A 16615-nucleotide genomic window follows, 5' to 3' on the forward strand; every position below is an offset into this window, starting at 1 on the left:
CAGCAGATGCGCCATCACTTTTCGTTCCTATTCCGCCGGTTTAGGGACCAAAGTGATGGCGCATCGCCGTTTAAGCCCGGTTGAGAATGGCGGCCGCGATCTCGTCGGCGTCGCGGAGGGTGCGCTGGCCACTGCGGTATGTCGGGCTGGCCGCCTGGACCGACTCGGCGGCGATTGCCGTGCCCCACTGGGCGGAGGACAACTGCAGTCCCAGTACGTACAGGTTCTGCGTTACGGATCCGTTGGCGGCCACCGGTCGGTAGGGGTGGGGCTCCACGTCCAGGCCGGTGGACTGGATGGGGGCGCCTTCCGGTGTCATCATGAGCTTGGGGCGGACCAGCCCATCAGACAGCAACTGTTCCAGCACCGGGGAGTCGTTGGCTGAGACCCGGTTGCCGGGGGCCAGGGCTTCCACCATGGTCCGGGCGGTGGCGGGCGGGCCTGCAACCCAGGGCGAGGCCGCGGTGAATACCGCCGCTTTCCGGTCCACGCCGAACTTTGGGTCGGGGCCAACAAAGCTCACGACGCCGGCACGTGCCAGGGCGGCGAGCTGTTCGGCCCGCAGCGCCGGCGGCCCGCTGGCCAGGCCCTCAACGAAGGACTCGAACCAGCCACGCAGCCCGGCGACCCACGACTCATCGGTGATGCCGCCGTCGGCCACTGCTGTCTTCAGGACCGCCCGTCCGTGGTGCAGCGCCCCAATGGCCATCTTGACGGGGTCGTCCTCCCCCAGGGCCGAGCGGCGCGCATCGTCGAGCAGGAACTCCACCACTGCCGCGTCATGCTCACCGCGGGACGCGAACGAACGGCCTGCCAGCGGAGCCGTAAGTCCAGGCAGGTCCAGGCGGTGCCGGGGCCCAACGTGGATGGCGAGGACGCTCTCCACGCTGTCCTCCCAGTTGGCAGCGCTGTGCGCGTGCGGCTGCAGCGCCTCCTCCAGCGCGGCCAGGAACGCCGGCGCGTCGGGCACCGCCCCGGGCTGCGAGCGCACCAGCGTTGAGTAGTAGGCCCACAGGGCGTCCCGGTGCAGCAACGGCCAGAGGTCGTGGTCAAAGGACGGACGGATGCCGGTCCTGGCCAGCCGCCCGATCGCTGCCTCCGTGAGGTAGCGCAGCGTGATGGACGGGGCGTAATAGCCAGGTAGGGCCGCCTTGGCCCGGTACGGGGTCCCCCGCCGGGAGGCGGCGATGATCAGCGGTTCCTGGCCGGACGGTTCGTACTCCAGGCCGCTGCCGCTGGGAACGAACTTCCCGCCGCGGCCCTCGGTGAGCTGGCCCATGGTGTCAAAGAAGTTCAGGCCCATGCCACGGACCAGGACGGGTTCGCCGGCGGGGATCCGGGCCCAGTCGACGTCCGCGGGCACGGCTGGAGGAAAATACTGCAACCCCAGCTGCGCGGCTGATGCCTGCAGTTCGCGCTGTTCCGGGTTAAGGCGGGACGGAATGTGCCCCAGCGCCAGCACCACCGAGTCGGCGCGGAGGGTCGCTCCGGTGGCCAGGCCGACGTCGTACGTTCCGTCCCCCACGGGGCGCACCGACTGTGCGGACGTTTGGTGGAATTCGACCGTGACGCCGTCGGGCGCCTTGTCCAGCAGTTCCGCGAGGGTGCTGGACAGGTAGCGTCCGTAGAGGGCGCGGCTGGGGAAGTCAGTGGATTCCAGCACCGCCAGTTCCGCCAGTTCATCGGCCGTGAGGTCAGGCAGCGGGTCCCGCTGCTGCTTGGCCCGCCACTGATCGAACGTAGTGCCGGCAACCGGCGCGGGCAGGGCCGGATCCTGGGGAATCAGGGTGGGATAGAAGGACTGGGTGTTCATGAGGAACAACCGGGACTGCCCCGGCTGCCAGACATGCCCGGGACCGGCCGGGTAGGGGTCCACGACGTCGACGTGCAGCCGCAGGGAGCTTCCCGCGGCGGCAGCGTGGGCGAGCAGCCGCTCCAGCACGCTGGTGCCACGGGGGCCGCCACCGATGATGACGGCCCGGTTGCTCTGCGATAATTCCACGGATCCAGCGTACGGGCTGAAGACGGAGCCTGCGCCCACCGTGTGACTTGCCAGCCATGGGCGATGTTGTTTGGATGGGGCGCATGACCACCACAGCAGCTGATCAAGCGCCCTTTCCCGGTCCCGGCGGGGATACTTCCGGCACCGCACCCCGGGAGACCGCACCGGAACCCGTCGACGAAAACGTGTGGCTGGAGGACATCTACGGCGAAGAGCAGCTGGCCTGGGTCAAGGAGCAAAACTCCCGCACCGAGGACCTGCTGGAGGACGGCGGCTACGCCGAACTGGAAGCCGGCATCCTTGAAGTCCTGGATTCCACCGACCGGATCGCCATGGTGGGCAAGCGAGGCGACTGGTACTACAACTTCTGGAAGGATGGCCGGAACCCCAAAGGCCTCTGGCGGCGCACCACCTGGGACAGCTACTGCACCGACACCCCGGAATGGGATGTCCTGCTTGATGTGGATGAGCTGTCCCGCGCCGAAGGCGTGGAGTGGGTGTTCCACGGCGCAACCTTCCTGCGCCCAGCGGCCGGCGAGCCCTACCGGCTGGCGCTGCTGGCCCTCTCCCCCGATGGCGGCGACGCCAACCGCTACCGCGAGTTCGACGTCGAGGCACGCGGCTTCGTTGATCCGGACGAGGGCGGGTTTGACCTCCCCACTGCCAAGGGCAACGTGTCCTGGCTGGACGAGGACACGCTGCTGGTGGCCTCCACCGCGGACGGGCTGCCCAAGACCGCGTCCTCCTACGCCCGTACGGCAGTGACGCTCAAGCGCGGCGAATCCCTTGCCACAGCGCCGCGCCTTTTTGAGGTACCCGAAGACCACATGATGGCCGTAGCCGCGCACGACTCCACGCCCGGCTTTGAGCGGACCTTCGCCGTGGACTACATCGACTTCTTCAACCGCACCAACTTTGTGCTGCGGGACGGATCCTGGATGGCCATTGACGTCCCCACCGACGTCAACGTCAGCGCGCACCGGGAATGGCTGCTTTTCCGCCCGCAGCAGGACTGGGTGCTGGACGGCAACACCTACCCGTCCGGGTCCCTGCTGGCCGCCAGCTTCGAGGACTACCTCGGCGGCACCCGCCGGCTGACCGTCCTGTTCACCCCGGACGCCCACACCTCGCTGCAGTCCTGGAGCTGGACCCGGAACTTCCTGCTGCTCAACCTGCTCAAGGACGTTTCCTCAGAAATCCGGGTACTCGATCCGTCCCGGGCCAGCGGCACCGACGGTGGCTGGGCCGCCACTCCCCTGGACGCCTGCCCGCCGTTGCACGATGTCAACGCCTACGCCGTGGACGACGAGGATGAGGCACCGGCCGACGGCGGGGCCGGCGACGATTTTTGGCTCATCGCCACCGGCTTCACCACCCCCACCACGCTGATGCGCGGCACGCTGGAGCGGGACGGCGCTGATCAATCCGGCGTGGGGACGCGTGGCGTGGTGAGCCGGCACGCAACGGTCAAGAGTTCGCCGTCATTCTTTGCCGACGGTGACTATGAGGTGGAGCAGCACTTCGCCGTGTCCGACGACGGCACCCGGGTCCCGTACTTCCAGGTGGCGCCGCGGGGGCTGGCTTTGGACGGGCAGAACCCCACGCAGCTGTCCGGCTACGGCGGGTTTGAGGTTTCACGGACACCCGCTTACAGCGGCACCGTGGGCAGGGCGTGGCTGGAGCGGCGGACCACGCTGTCGGACGGAAGCGACGGGAAGGCCCCGCACTCGCGCGGCGGGGTCTACGTGGTGGCAAACATCCGCGGCGGCGGCGAGTACGGGCCGGCATGGCACCGCGCCGCGCTGAAGGAAAACCGGCACCGGGCCTATGAGGACTTCGCAGCCGTGGCCCGCGACCTCATTTCGCGCGGCGTCACCTCGCCCCGGCGGCTGGGCTGCGTGGGCGGCTCCAACGGCGGCCTGCTGGTGGGGAACATGCTCACCCGCTACCCGGAACTGTTCAGGGCCGTCTCCTGCGGGGTGCCCCTGCTTGACATGCGGCGCTACACCAAGCTTTCCGCCGGGCATTCATGGATTGCCGAGTACGGAGATCCTGATGTTCCCGAACAGTGGCAGTACATCAGGACGTTCTCGCCCTACCACCTGCTCAAGGACGCCGTGGAGTACCCGGAAACCTTCATCTGGACAGCCACCTCGGACGACCGCGTGGGTCCTGTCCAAGCGCGCAAAATGGCCGCCCGGATGCTGGCCATGGGGATCCCGAACGTGTGGTTCCACGAGGCCCTGGAAGGCGGCCATGCGGGCGCATCGGACAACCGGCAGGCCGCCGCGCTGCAGGCCCGCAGCCAGCATTTCCTGTGGAAGGCGCTGGCAGGCTGAACGCTTTGCATTCTGCCCTGACGGTCCGGCGGGCAGGCGCCGGCGACATTGAGCGGCTTTCCCAGGTGCATGTCCTCTGCTGGCAGGAAACGTACCGGGGGATGCTGTCCGACGCCTTCCTGGCTGCAGTGGATCCGGCGGGCCGGCTGCGGCTGTGGCGCCACCTGCTGGACCGCCCGGAGCCTGCCGAGGCCTGGGTGGCGTGCGACGGCGGGAAAGTCGTTGGGTTCGCCGGCGCCCGCCGGTTGCCTGCTCCCGGTTCCCCGGAAGGCCACCCGCCGCCGTCGTCCGGAGACCTGGAACTCTGGGGCCTCTATCTACTGGCCTCACACCAGGGCCTTGGGCTGGGCGGCCGTTTGCTGGAGGCGGCCATCGGCACCAGCGCGGCGAGCCTGTGGGTGGCGGCCGGCAACAGCAGGGCCATCGGCTTCTACCGGCGTTTCGGCTTTGAACCCGACGGGGCCGAGGACGTCCTGGCTGACTGGGAGAACCTGCCCGAGATCCGCATGGTTCGCCCGGCCCAACATTTCCTGTAAGGGCAGCACGCCTGCAGTACCGGGCTCGGTCAATGGCGGGAACCGTTTTGCGCTGCATGGCCGGATCTGCGTATCCTTGGTGGGCTAGCAATAGCAATTGGAGACGTGCCAGAGCGGCCGAATGGACTTCACTGCTAATGAAGGGTCGGGGTTAAACTCGACCGGGGGTTCAAATCCCCCCGTCTCCGCGTTTGGCCCCGGTCCTCGGACCGGGGCCTTTTGCGTTAACCGGCACTTTCCGGGAACGCGCTGTCCAGCACACGGACGTGCAGGGCGCCAGTTGATGCCGCGGTGGCAGGATTAGCCCATGGCGGCACGCAGCAACCCACAGCAGCCGGACGGCACCCGTTCAGGATGGAACCCTCGCCTGGCGCTCCTGGTGGCGGCGACCTTCTTCATGGAATTCCTGGACGGCACGGTCCTCACTACTGCCATTCCCAGCATCGCGGCGGACTTCGCCATCCCCGCTGCCGACGTCAACATCACCATGACGGCCTACCTCCTGACAGTGGCTGTTGGAATTCCGATCAGCGGCTGGCTGGCTGAACGGTTCGGTGCCAGGCGGATCTTCTGTGCCGCCATCGCCGTGTTCACCGTCGCTTCGCTGGCCTGCGCCCTGAGCCAGGACCTGGCCACGCTGACCCTGAGCCGCATCGCCCAAGGAGCCGGCGGGGCCATGATGGTCCCGGTGGGAACCCTGGTGGTCCTGCGCGGTACCCCGAAGTCCGAGCTGCTTCGGGCCACCGCATTCCTGGTGTGGCCGGGGCTCCTCGCACCGGTCCTTGCGCCGCTGGTGGGCGGCGCGCTCACCACCTACCTGTCATGGCACTGGATCTTCCTGGTGAACCTCCCCCTCGGCGCAGCAGCGTTTGCCGCTGCCCTGCGCCTGGTTCCGGTAACGCCGGGAGATCCCGGCCGACGGCTGGACTGGACCGGCATGGCGCTGACCACCGTCGGGGTGGGTGCCTTGGTGGCCGGCCTGGAGCTGGCCAGCAGCCATCCGGAGCTGCCCTGGGCCGGAATCAGCGCGCTGGCCGGAGCCGCAGCACTAACCGCCGCCGTGCTCTGGATGCGCCGGGCCCCCCACCCCCTGTTCAATCTCCAGGTTTTCCACGCCCGGACGTTCCGGGCCATGGCCACCGGCGGGTTCATGTACCGGGTGACCATCAGCTCGGTCCCGTTCCTGCTGCCGCTGATGTTCCAGACGGGGTTCGGCTGGTCACCGCTGCAGGCTGGTGCCATGGTGGCAGCGGTATTCGTCGGAAACATCGGGATCAAGCCCGCCACCACCCCGCTGATCCGGAAGTTCGGGTTCAAGGCAATGCTGGTGTTCGCTTCCGTGGCATCAGCCATCACCTTCGCCCTCTGCGCCTTCCTGACGGCGGAGACTCCGGAAGCACTGATGTTCGTACTGCTGGTATGCAGCGGCGCCTTCCGCTCCATCGGCTTTTCGGCGTACGCGTCGGTCCAGTACGCGGACATCCCGCCGGCACAACTCACGTCCGCCAATACGGTTTCGGCCACGATCGTGCAATTGGGCACCGGTTCGGGCATCGCCCTCGCAGCCCTGCTCATCCGAACCTTCAACGGCCCGGCGCTGGTCCCACAGGATCCGGCCGGGCCCTTCCGTGGCGCGTTCCTGGCAATGGCCGTCCTGATGCTCGCCAGCACGGCGGACAGCCTGCTGCTCCCCCGGCACGCCGGGGCGGCAGTGAGCCAGCGGGACCAGTCCCCCAAACCCGGTACCGGCGCAGACGGGGCCGCGCAGCCAACCGCCTCCGGCACCGACGCCGTGTCCAAGCCTGCCCAAGCCGGCAGCACCCAGCCCGCGGTCAGCCTGCCTGCGCCAGAACCAGGGGAAGCACCGCACCCGCCCCGGCCTGCCGGAGGGCGCGCCCCGCGACGGTAAGGGTCCACCGGCTGTCGGCAAGGTCATCGATCAGCATCACGCTCTGGCCCTGGACCGACTGCAGGGCTGCGCCAAGTTCAGGACCCACCACCAACCGGTCCCAAACCCCTGCCAGCCTGTAGGCGCTGTTGCCGCCGCGGCCGCCGGTAGGCCCACCGTGCGCCAACTGCAGCTCGCCCAGGTAGGGGATGCGCCCAATATCGGAGATTCCCCGGGCCAGTGAGCCCACCAGCTGCGGCTTGCTCCGCGACGGGACACCAATAATGGCGGCAGGCCGGCCCGCCCCACTCCAACCCGGGTTCCGGCTGTCCCCGGTTCCCCATTCCCGCAGGACCTGCACACATGCCTGGAGCATCGCAGGGTCCACCGGCCGGTCCTCCGCACCGGCGGCAAACAGCTCCCGCAGGGCACCGCCCCACCCAAGATCCGTCAGCCGGGCCAGGACGCGTCCCTCCGCCAGGCCTTCGCCCGGCTTGAGTTTGCCTTTCACCGGAACTCCCAAACGGTCCATGCCGCTGGGCCACTGCAGCCGCGGTTCCAGGACGCCTCCTGCCCTGCTCAAGGTCTGGCCTGCCGCCGCTGTAGCGTCCGCGGCAACGTCTGCCGGGAACCAGCGGCCCGCACAGTTGTCACAGCGGCCGCAGGGACGGGCTGTCTCGTCATCCAGGACGGAGGTGATGTATTCCATCCGGCAGCCTGCGGTGTCCTGATAGATCACCATGGAGTCCTGCTCGTCCACGCGGGCCTCGGCGATGCGGCTGTACCGCTCCGCGTCGTAAACCCACGGCTGGCCCGTGGACCGCCAGCCTCCGCCGACCCGTTCAACAGCGCCGTCCACTGACAGTACCTTCAGCAGCAGCTCCAGCGGCGTGCGGCGAAGGTCCACCCTGGCCTCCAGGGCCACCGTTGACAGCGCGGTACCGGCCTCGGCCAGCGCCGTCAGCACGGCCGCTGCCTTCTCCTCCGACGGCATGGACGCGGTGGCGAAGTATTGCCAGATTTCCCGGTCCTCGGAGCCTGGCAGCAGCAGGACATCGGCGTTGGCAGCGCCACGGCCGGCGCGGCCCACCTGCTGGTAGTACGCCACCGGCGAGGACGGCGCGCCGAGGTGGACGACGAAGCCAAGGTCCGGCTTGTCGAAGCCCATGCCGAGGGCGGAAGTGGCCACCAGCGCCTTGACCTGGTTGTCCTTCAACAGCTGCTCTGCCCGTTCCCGGTCCGCCGGATCGGTCCGCCCGGTATAGGCAAGCACATTGTGTCCTGCCTCGGACAGCAGCCTGGCGGTGTCCTCCGCAGCGGAAACGGTCAGGGTGTAGATGATGCCGCTGCCGGGAAGATCGGCCAGGTGGGTCAGCAGCCATCCCAGGCGCGCCTTGGAGTCCGGCAGCGACAGGACCCCCAGCCGCAGCGAGTCACGGCCCAGGGAGCCGCGGATGGTCAGGACCCCCGCACCGAGCTGCTCTTCGATATCGTGCACCACCCGGGAGTTGGCCGTGGCGGTGGTGGCCAGGACCGGCACCGAATCCGGCAGCCGCGTGATGAGGTCCGCGATGCGGCGGTAATCGGGACGGAAGTCGTGGCCCCAGTCGGAAATGCAGTGGGCCTCGTCGATGACCAGCAGCCCGGTGCGGCGGAGGAGTTCGGGCAACTGGGTCTCCCGGAATGCCGGGTTGGTGAGCCGTTCCGGGGAGACCAGGAGGACATCAACCTCATCGGCGGCCAGCTGCTCGCGGACGGTATCCCACTCCAACTGGTTGGCGGAGTTGATGGCCACGGCGCGAACCCCCGCCCGGGCGGCAGCGGCCACCTGGTCGCGCATCAGGGCAAGCAGGGGCGAAACGATCAGGGTGGGCCCGGCTCCGCGGCGCCGCAGCAGGAGGGACGCCACGAAGTACACGGCTGACTTGCCCCAGCCGGTGCGCTGGACCACCAAAGCCCGCCGCCCGCCGTCGACCAATGCCTCGATGGCCTCGAACTGGCCGTCGTGGAAGACGGCGCCCGGGTTGCCCACCAGCCCGCGAAGCACCTCAAGCGCCTCGGCATGCGTGGCGGTCCCGGGCGCGTCCGGACCTGCCGTGGCAACTGCGGCGGCGGAAACTGGGGAAGCGTACTGGTTATTGGCCATTGATTCAGTATCCCAGCACCCTCCGACACCCCGCACAGCGTCGCGCTGCCATGTGGAAACGGGCCCGGCACCCGCTACAAAGCAGAGCTGTTACGCAAGTTCTGCCAAAGTCCCCTTGGCCACATGCGCCGCACACGTAAGATAAAGCCCGTGACTAGCGAACAGACAACGACATTTGATCTCTCGGCCTCCTTCAAGGCCTACGACGTCCGTGGGATCGTAGGCGAGTCGATCACCGCCGAAATCGTCGAAGCCGTGGGCGCCGCGTTCGTGGATGTCCTGCAGCTTGAGGGCGAGACCATCGTGGTGGGCGGCGACATGCGCCCCTCCTCCCCCGAGTTCACCAAGGCCTTCGCCAACGGAGCGGCAAGGCGCGGTGCCAACGTTGAGCTGCTGGACCTGATCTCCACGGACGAACTGTACTTCGCCTGCGGTTTCCTCAACCGCGCCGGGGCAACCTTCACCGCCAGTCACAACCCTGCCGAGTACAACGGCATCAAGATGGCCAAGGCAGGCGCCGTGCCCATCTCCTCCGAAACGGGCCTCAAGGACATCCAGGCGCTCGCCGAGCAGTACCTGAACTCCCGGTCCATTCCGGCTGCCGGCACCAAGGGCCTCATCAGCGTGCGCGACGTGCTGAAGGACTACTCCGAGTACCTCCGCAAGCTCGTTGACCTCTCCGCCTCCCGTCCCCTGAAAGTAGTGGTGGACGCAGGCAACGGCATGGCCGGGCTGACCACGCCGGCGGTCCTGGGCGACGCACTGCTGCCCAAGCTGCCTTTCGACATCGTCCCGCTGTACTTCGAACTGGACGGTTCCTTCCCCAACCACCCGGCCAACCCGCTGGAGCCGGAAAACCTCCGCGACCTGCAGGCCGCAGTGATTGAGCACGGAGCGGACATCGGCCTGGCGTTCGACGGCGACGCCGACCGCTGCTTCGTCATCGATGAAAAGGGCGAGCCCGTGTCGCCGTCGGCCATTACCGGCATGGTGGCCCGCCGCGAAATTGCCCGGGCCAAGGCCCAGGGCGAGGAAACGCCCAGCATCATCCACAACCTGCTCACCTCCCGCGCCGTCGCGGAACTGGTGGAGCACGACGGCGGCCGCGCGGTCCGCACGCGCGTGGGCCACTCCTTCATCAAGGCAGTCATGGCCAAGGAAGGTGCCGTGTTTGGCGGCGAGCACTCCGCGCACTTCTACTTCCGCGACTTCTGGAACGCGGACACCGGCATGCTGGCCGCCATGCACGTCCTGGCGGCCCTCGGCGAGCAGGAGGGCCCGCTTTCCGACCTGGCCCGCGAGTACGAGCCCTACGTCAGCTCCGGCGAGATCAACTCCGAGGTGGAGGACAAGCCGGCAGCGGTGGAGCGCGTGCGCCAGGCCTTCGCGGACGAGGACCTCACTATCGACACGCTGGACGGCAGCACGTTCACGGCCAGCGACGGCAGCTACTGGTTCAACCTGCGCCCGTCCAACACCGAACCGTTCCTGCGGCTCAACGCCGAGGCCACGGACCGGGCCACCATGGAACGCATCCGCGACCGCGTCCTCTCCCTGGTGCGGGCCTAGGACCGGATGACCGACAACACGGGGCAGGCAGCGGACGGCAACGGCGGGCAGGACAGCTGGCGCGATTCCGTCTCCGAAGCCACGGCAACTGACCTGGAGAATCTCCTGGGCACAGGCGTCAGCGCGGCCCAGGAGCAGCTCCAGCGCAATGGCGGCTTCCTGCCCTTCGCACTGACAGTCCAGAACGACGGCGAGGTGCGGCTGGTTGCCGTCTCCCCGGCGGATGCCGGGGAAGGCACGGACGGAGACTTCGACGCCGACGCCATGATCGGCGACCTGCAGGCACTCCTGCGCCAGAACCGTGACGACTTCCGTGCGGCGGCCGTGGTCTGCGACATCCTCCTGGTGGAGGAGGATTCGGACGCCATCCACGTCGCCGCCGAACACCGGGACGGCTCCCTCTTCGCAGCCGTGCTGCCTTACTCCGCCAACGCCACCACCCAGTCCTGGGAATTCGGCGAGCTGGGCGCGGACGCCAGCGAGCCCACTATCTGGGTGGACTAGACCGGAACTGCAGCCATGAAGATCAATGCCTTTGCTGACGTCAGCCTGCGCGCGCTCATGGTGCTCGCGGCCGTACCCGACGGAACGCTGCTCACGACCCAGAGCATCGCGGACTCGGTGGGGACGCCCTACAACCACGTCAGCAAGGCCATGGCCAAGCTGCGCAGCATGGGCCTGATCGAGGTGGTCCGCGGCCGCTCCGGAGGTTCACGGCTCAGTCATGCGGGGCGGATCGCAACAGTAGGCCAGATCCTCCGGCAACTCGATAGCCGCACTGATCCCGCGGACTGCGTGTCTCCCGCCGGAAACTGCCCCCTCATCAACGAGTGCCGGCTGCGCGGCGCCTTGGCCCGCGCACGCGAGGCCTTCTACGCCGAGCTCGATTCGGTGGTCATCGGGGACCTTCCGCAGGCCCGCCAGATGGCACCCGTTTTCCAGATGATCGGCCTCCGCGCCGGGCTCTAGCCTCCCCATATCCGGTCGCTCGCTATCAGTTTGGTTCAAACTTCTACAAGGTGTAGAAATGAGGCAGAAATACTCGTATTTCAAATATGAGTTTCCTCCGGCCGGACGAAGGCCCCGGCCATAACCTCAGGAGTACAGATGCTCTCGGACAAGTCCCGCCCCGTCATCGAGGCCACCCTGCCGCTGGTCGGCTCCCGGATCGGATCCATCACTCCCAACTTCTACGCCCGCCTTTTCGCGGCGCACCCAGAACTGATGGATGGCTTGTTCAGCCGCTCCAACCAGCGCTCCGGCAACCAGCAGCAGGCCCTCGCCGGCAGCATCGCTGCCTTCGCCACCCACCTGGTGAACAACCCGGGCACCCTGCCCGAAACCGTCCTTTCGCGCATCGCCCACCGCCACGCCTCCCTGGGCATCACCGAACCGCAGTACCAGGTGGTCTACGAGCACCTCTTCGCAGCCATCGCCGAGGACCTGGCCGAGGTCATCACCCCCGAGATCGCCGAAGCCTGGACCGAGGTGTACTGGCTCATGGCAGACGCCCTGATCAAGCTCGAGAAGGGCCTCTACGCTGCACAGGCCAACGATAAGATGTGGACTCCCTGGCGCGTGGCCGCGAAGACTCCCGCGGGAACCGGGTCCATGACCTTCACCCTGGAGCCCGCGGACGACACCCCCGTCACCCCGGCCCTTCCCGGCCAGTACGTCAGCGTCAAGGTCGCCGTTGCAGACGGGCTGCGCCAGGTCCGGCAGTACTCCCTCTCCGGCGACGCCGGCACCAGCCGCACCTTTACTACCAAGCTGGACGACGGCGGCGAGGTCTCCCCCGTGCTGCACAACACCGTCCAGGTGGGCGACGTCGTCGAGATTTCCAACCCTTACGGCGAAATCACGCTCAAGGAGGGCGACGGCCCGGTGGTCCTGGCCTCTGCAGGCATCGGCTGCACCCCCACCGCTTCCATCCTCCGTTTCCTTGCCGAGTCCGGATCCGACCGGCAGGTCCTGGTGCTCCATGCCGAAAGCACACTGGATAGCTGGGCCCTGCGCAGCCAGATGACGGACGACGTGGAACGCCTCGACGGCGCCGAACTGCAGCTCTGGCTGGAAAAGCCGGTGGACGGGGCCAAGGAGGGCTTCATGTCCCTGCGCGAGGTCGACCTGCCCGCGAACGCCTCCCTCTACCTGTGCGGTCCGCTGCCGTTCATGAAGAACATCCGCAATGAGGCCATCAACGCCGGCATCCCCGCCACCCGGATCCACTACGAGGTCTTCGGTCCGGACATCTGGCTCGCCAGCTGAGTCCCCACCGCCTCCCTGACTTCGCTTCGCTCAGCCAGGGAACCCACGGCGGCGGAGGCCCCTGTTGGAGAACGGCGACGGCCCCGCACCTTTTCGCAAAGGTGCGGGGCCGTCGTCGTATGGAAGGTCGGGCGGCTGCTAGTGCCTGGACATCCGGTCCTTCAGGGAATCGAGCTCGGAGCGCAGGGCATCCGGCAGCGAGTCGCCGAACTTGGCGTACCACTCCTCAATGGAGGCGAGCTCCGCATCCCACTCTTCGCGGTCGACGCGGACGGCGTCTTCAACGTGGGCGTGGGTCAAGTCCAGGCCGGTGACGTCCAGCGCGTGCCCGGCGGGGACGTATCCGATGGGGGTCTCGACGGCGTCGGCCTTGCCCTCGATGCGTTCGATGGCCCACTTGAGGACGCGGGCGTTGTCGCCGAAGCCGGGCCAGGCGAAGCCGCCGTCAGCTGTGCGGCGAAACCAGTTCACCAGGAAGATGTGGGGCAGGCGTTCCGGGTTGGCCTTGCCGGAGACGCTGATCCAGTGCTTCAGGTAGTCGCCGGCGTCATAGCCGATGAACGGCAGCATGGCCATGGGGTCCCGGCGGAGCACGCCCACCTGGCCCGCGGCCGCGGCCGTGGTCTCGGAGGACAGCGTGGAGCCCATGAAGATGCCGTTGGTCCAGCTGCGGGCCTGGGTGACCAGCGGAACGGTGGTCTTGCGGCGTCCGCCGAAGAGGATGGCGGAAAGCTCCACGCCTTCCGGGCTGTAGTACTCCTCGGCAAGCATGTCGATCTGCGCGATCGGCGTGCAGAACCGGGAGTTCGGGTGAGCAGCCGGCTTGTCCGAATCAGGGGTCCAGGAATTGCCCTGCCAGTCGGTCAGGTGCGCCGGAACCTCGTCCGTCATTCCTTCCCACCACACGCCGCCGTCGTCGGTCAGGGCGACGTTGGTGAAGATGCTGTGGCCCTTGGCGATGGCGCGCATGGCGTTGGGGTTGGTGCCCCAGCCGGTGCCGGGGGCAACGCCGAAGAGGCCCGCTTCCGGGTTGGTGGCGCGGAGTTCGCCTTCCTTGCCGATCCGCATCCAGGTGATGTCATCGCCCAGGGTCTCCACTTCCCAGCCTTCGATGGTGGGATCGAGCAGCGCGAGGTTGGTCTTGCCGCAGGCGGAGGGGAAGGCGGCGGAAACGTAGTAATTCTTCTTTTCCGGCGAGGTCAGCTTGAGGATGAGCATGTGCTCGGCCAGCCAGCCCTCGTCGCGGGCCATCACCGAGGCGATGCGCAGCGCGTAGCACTTCTTTCCCAGCAGGGCGTTTCCGCCGTAGCCGGAGCCGAAGGACCAGATGGAGCGCTCTTCGGGGAAGTGGACGATCCACTTGTCCGGGTTGCAGGGCCATGCGACGTCGTCCTGGCCGGGCTCGAGGGGCGCGCCCAGGGAGTGCAGTGCCGGGACGAAGAAGGCGTTGGTCTCGGTGATCTTGTCCAGCACCGCGGTACCGATGTTGGCCATGATGCGCATGGAGGCAACCACGTAGGCGCTGTCGGTGATCTCGACGCCGAACTTGGGGTCCTCGGCGTCGAGGTGGCCCATGACGAACGGGATGACGTACATGGTGCGGCCACGCATGGAACCGGCGAACAGGCCACGCAGCTTGTCCTTCATCTCCCGCGGATCCATCCAGTTGTTGGTGAAGCCGGCGTCGCGCTTGTTTTCGGAGCAGATGAACGTCTGCTCCTCGACGCGGGCAACGTCAGCGGGATCCGAGAACGCGGCGAAGGAGTTCGGGAACAGGTCCGGGTTGAGCCTGGTCAGGGTGCCGGCAGCAACGAGCTCGTCCGTGAGGCGGGTGTTTTCCTCTTCGGAGCCGTCAACCCAGTAGATGCGGTCCGGCTGCGTAAGCTCAGCAACCTCTTCGACCCATGCCAGCAGGCCGGCATGTGTGGTGGGTGCTTTCTCAAGCAGCGGCTTCTGCGCCAGATCGCCCATTGCAGTTCCCTTCCTCGGGTTCATCGGTGTGTCCTAAATGCTATGGTCCGGACCAGTGGAGTTTTTGGGGAGCTTGACTGACATTTCCGGTCACCAAAAGTGAATTCCCCGGGAAATCAAGGAATTATTGCCGCGAAAAGGCGCATTAAGTGACAAAGGTCACCTAGACCGGTCTAGTCGCGCAGATTACAGCCGCTTCGATTTGGCATCACGCCCCGGCTCGCGTAAAGTAATTCGAGGTTCAGGGAGAGCGGTTCTTCTCCCGGGACACGGAATGCGCCCATAGCTCAGCTGGATAGAGCGTCTGTCTACGGAACAGAAGGTCAGGGGTTCGAATCCCTTTGGGCGCACCAACAAGGTCCGCACCGGTTCGCCGGTGCGGACCTTTTTTGTGCTGTCAGCCAGGTCATCCCCGGCTAGGCTTTGCACATGATGCCCGAGGCCGCTGAGCGCGAATTTGATGTTGTTGTTATCGGCGCAGGCGCCGTGGGGGAAAACGCGGCGGGCCGCGTCGTCGAGGGCGGGCTCACGGCCGTGCTCGTGGAAGCGGAACTGGTGGGCGGCGAATGCTCCTACTGGGCGTGCATGCCCTCCAAGGCCCTGCTGCGCCCCGGCACCGCACTGCATGGAGCGCAGACTACCCCTGGCGCCAAGGAAGCGGTGACCCGGACCTTGGATGCCGACGCCGTCCTGGAACGCAGGAACTACTTCACGTCCAACTGGCAGGATGAAAGCCAGGTTTCATGGGTAAAGGACACCGGCATCGAGTTGGTGCGCGGCCACGGCTGGCTCACGGGACCAAAGACGGTGGAAGTGGCCGGCCTGGACGGGACGCAACACCTGCTGCGGGCGCGGCATGCCGTGGTGCTGGCCACCGGTTCAGCCCCCAACACGCCGCCAATCGAAGGCCTGCAGGATGTGCAGGTATGGGGAACGCGTGAGGCGACCTCGGCAAGCGAGGTGCCGGACCGGCTGACAGTACTGGGCGGCGGCGTGGCCGGGACCGAACTGGCCCAGGCCTTCGCCCGGCTTGGCTCCAGCGTCACACTGGTGGCGCGCAGCGGATTATTGGGCAGCTTTCCGAAAGAGGCCTCGGAACTGGTGGCGGCGGGACTGCGGGCGGACGGGGTGGAACTCCGACTCCATACATCCACGGAACGGATCAGCGGGAATGATGACGGCACCATCACCGTCAGCCTGGGCGACGGATCCACGGTCACGTCGGAGAAGGTGCTGGTTTCCACCGGCAGGCACCCTGCACTGGAGGGCCTTGGCCTGGAAAACGTCGGCTTTGAGCCGGATGAACACGGGCACCTTTCCCTGACGGCGGACATGTCCGGCCTGGTCCAGCAAACACCCGGCGACGAGCCCTGGCTCTACGCCGTGGGAGACGCGGCGGGCAAGAATCTCTTCACCCACCAGGGCAAGTACGAGGCACGCGCCACCGGGGCGGCCATCGCGGCCCGCGCCAAAGGCGAACTCAAGGGCTCCCCCGGCGACTGGAGCCGGTACGCCCAAACGGCAAACCAGCATGCCGTGCCCAGCGTCGTGTTCACGGACCCGGAGCTGGCCAGCGTCGGACGCACGCTGCAGGCCGCCCGCAAGGACGGATTCAACGCGTCCTCGGTGGAACTGCCCATCCAGGTGGCGGGGTCCTCACTGCACTCGGAGAACTACGAAGGCTGGGCGCAGCTGGTGGTGGACGAGGACCGCAAGGTCCTGCTGGGCGCCACCTTCGCGGGCCCGGACGTGGCCGAACTGCTGCACGCGGCCACCATCGCCGTAGTGGGCGAGGTGCCCCTGGACCGGCTCTGGCACGCGGTCCCCTCCTACCCCACCATCAGCGAGGTATGGCTCCGCCTACTGGAGAAATACGGCCTCTGACCCTATTTGAAC

At 67.3% G+C, this 16615-nt stretch carries 11 protein-coding genes and 2 tRNA genes; 10 read left to right on the forward strand and 3 right to left on the reverse strand.

The window, feature by feature from the left end; genetic code table 11:
- Nucleotides 1-70: 70 nt before the first annotated feature.
- Nucleotides 71-2002: an FAD/NAD(P)-binding protein gene (locus ACFO0G_RS18195; RefSeq protein ID WP_286401787.1), complete on the reverse strand. Its 1932-nt coding sequence runs from the start codon at nt 2000-2002 to the stop codon at nt 71-73.
- Nucleotides 2003-2085: 83 nt separating this feature from the next.
- On the opposite strand from ACFO0G_RS18195, the gene ACFO0G_RS18200 reads away from it, so the two are divergent.
- The 4 genes from ACFO0G_RS18200 to ACFO0G_RS18215 all read left to right on the forward strand — a co-directional run bounded on the left by ACFO0G_RS18200 (nt 2086) and on the right by ACFO0G_RS18215 (nt 6786).
- The gene (locus tag ACFO0G_RS18200) at nt 2086-4341 is read left to right on the forward strand and encodes a prolyl oligopeptidase family serine peptidase (RefSeq protein ID WP_376979393.1); all 2256 of its coding nucleotides are present in this window, start codon (nt 2086-2088) and stop codon (nt 4339-4341) included.
- Between the two features lie 5 nt (nt 4342-4346).
- Nucleotides 4347-4877 carry a GNAT family N-acetyltransferase gene (locus ACFO0G_RS18205; protein ID WP_376979395.1) on the forward strand — a complete coding sequence of 177 codons (531 nt, stop codon included), beginning with the start codon at nt 4347-4349 and terminating at the stop codon, nt 4875-4877.
- A 99-nt stretch (nt 4878-4976) separates the two neighbouring features.
- Nucleotides 4977-5065: transfer RNA gene (locus tag ACFO0G_RS18210), tRNA-Ser, on the forward strand.
- A gap of 119 nt (nt 5066-5184) precedes the next feature.
- On the forward strand, nt 5185-6786 hold the full coding sequence (locus tag ACFO0G_RS18215) for an MFS transporter (protein ID WP_286401780.1): 1602 nt from the start codon (nt 5185-5187) through the stop codon (nt 6784-6786).
- Here ACFO0G_RS18215 and ACFO0G_RS18220 read toward each other — a convergent pair.
- Nucleotides 6710-8911, reverse strand: coding sequence for a RecQ family ATP-dependent DNA helicase (locus ACFO0G_RS18220; protein WP_376979397.1), 2202 nt, complete (start codon nt 8909-8911; stop codon nt 6710-6712). The genes ACFO0G_RS18215 and ACFO0G_RS18220 overlap by 77 nt on opposite strands.
- A gap of 150 nt (nt 8912-9061) precedes the next feature.
- On the opposite strand from ACFO0G_RS18220, the gene ACFO0G_RS18225 reads away from it, so the two are divergent.
- The 4 genes from ACFO0G_RS18225 to ACFO0G_RS18240 all read left to right on the forward strand — a co-directional run bounded on the left by ACFO0G_RS18225 (nt 9062) and on the right by ACFO0G_RS18240 (nt 12748).
- Entirely contained in the window at nt 9062-10480 is a 1419-nt protein-coding gene (locus ACFO0G_RS18225; protein ID WP_286401776.1) for a phosphomannomutase/phosphoglucomutase, read from the forward strand.
- 6 nt (nt 10481-10486) lie between these two features.
- Nucleotides 10487-10984, forward strand: a complete 498-nt coding sequence (locus ACFO0G_RS18230) for a hypothetical protein (protein WP_286401774.1) — start codon at nt 10487-10489, stop codon at nt 10982-10984.
- Nucleotides 10985-10999: 15 nt separating this feature from the next.
- Entirely contained in the window at nt 11000-11449 is a 450-nt protein-coding gene (locus ACFO0G_RS18235; RefSeq protein WP_286401772.1) for an RrF2 family transcriptional regulator, read from the forward strand.
- A gap of 138 nt (nt 11450-11587) precedes the next feature.
- The gene (locus tag ACFO0G_RS18240) at nt 11588-12748 is read left to right on the forward strand and encodes a globin domain-containing protein (RefSeq protein ID WP_286404284.1); all 1161 of its coding nucleotides are present in this window, start codon (nt 11588-11590) and stop codon (nt 12746-12748) included.
- Nucleotides 12749-12886: 138 nt separating this feature from the next.
- On the opposite strand, the gene ACFO0G_RS18245 is transcribed toward ACFO0G_RS18240, so the two are convergent.
- A complete protein-coding gene (locus ACFO0G_RS18245) occupies nt 12887-14719 on the reverse strand; it encodes a phosphoenolpyruvate carboxykinase (GTP) (protein WP_286401770.1) in 1833 nt (610 codons plus the stop codon).
- Nucleotides 14720-14995: 276 nt separating this feature from the next.
- Between ACFO0G_RS18245 and ACFO0G_RS18250 the strand changes: the two genes are divergently transcribed.
- Together ACFO0G_RS18250 and ACFO0G_RS18255 are read left to right on the forward strand one after the other, a co-directional pair.
- Nucleotides 14996-15072, forward strand: a tRNA-Arg gene (locus ACFO0G_RS18250).
- Nucleotides 15073-15148: 76 nt separating this feature from the next.
- A complete protein-coding gene (locus ACFO0G_RS18255; protein ID WP_376979401.1) occupies nt 15149-16603 on the forward strand; it encodes a dihydrolipoyl dehydrogenase family protein in 1455 nt (484 codons plus the stop codon).
- The last annotated feature ends 12 nt before the right edge of the window (nt 16604-16615 follow it).

Source organism: Arthrobacter sedimenti, assembly GCF_042652025.1.
GTDB classification, from domain to species: domain Bacteria; phylum Actinomycetota; class Actinomycetes; order Actinomycetales; family Micrococcaceae; genus Arthrobacter; species Arthrobacter sedimenti.

What these genes read in the sequence shown, in the direction of transcription:
- ACFO0G_RS18200 (WP_376979393.1), top strand. Translation starts at nt 2,086, where the DNA reads ATGACCACCACAGCAGCTGATCAAGCGCCCTTTCCCGGTCCCGGCGGG.
- ACFO0G_RS18215 (WP_286401780.1), top strand. Translation starts at nt 5,185, where the DNA reads ATGGCGGCACGCAGCAACCCACAGCAGCCGGACGGCACCCGTTCAGGA.
- ACFO0G_RS18220 (WP_376979397.1), bottom strand. Translation starts at nt 8,911, where the DNA reads ATGGCCAATAACCAGTACGCTTCCCCAGTTTCCGCCGCCGCAGTTGCC.
- ACFO0G_RS18230 (WP_286401774.1), top strand. Translation starts at nt 10,487, where the DNA reads ATGACCGACAACACGGGGCAGGCAGCGGACGGCAACGGCGGGCAGGAC.
- ACFO0G_RS18235 (WP_286401772.1), top strand. Translation starts at nt 11,000, where the DNA reads ATGAAGATCAATGCCTTTGCTGACGTCAGCCTGCGCGCGCTCATGGTG.
- ACFO0G_RS18240 (WP_286404284.1), top strand. Translation starts at nt 11,588, where the DNA reads ATGCTCTCGGACAAGTCCCGCCCCGTCATCGAGGCCACCCTGCCGCTG.
- ACFO0G_RS18245 (WP_286401770.1), bottom strand. Translation starts at nt 14,719, where the DNA reads ATGGGCGATCTGGCGCAGAAGCCGCTGCTTGAGAAAGCACCCACCACA.
- ACFO0G_RS18255 (WP_376979401.1), top strand. Translation starts at nt 15,149, where the DNA reads ATGATGCCCGAGGCCGCTGAGCGCGAATTTGATGTTGTTGTTATCGGC.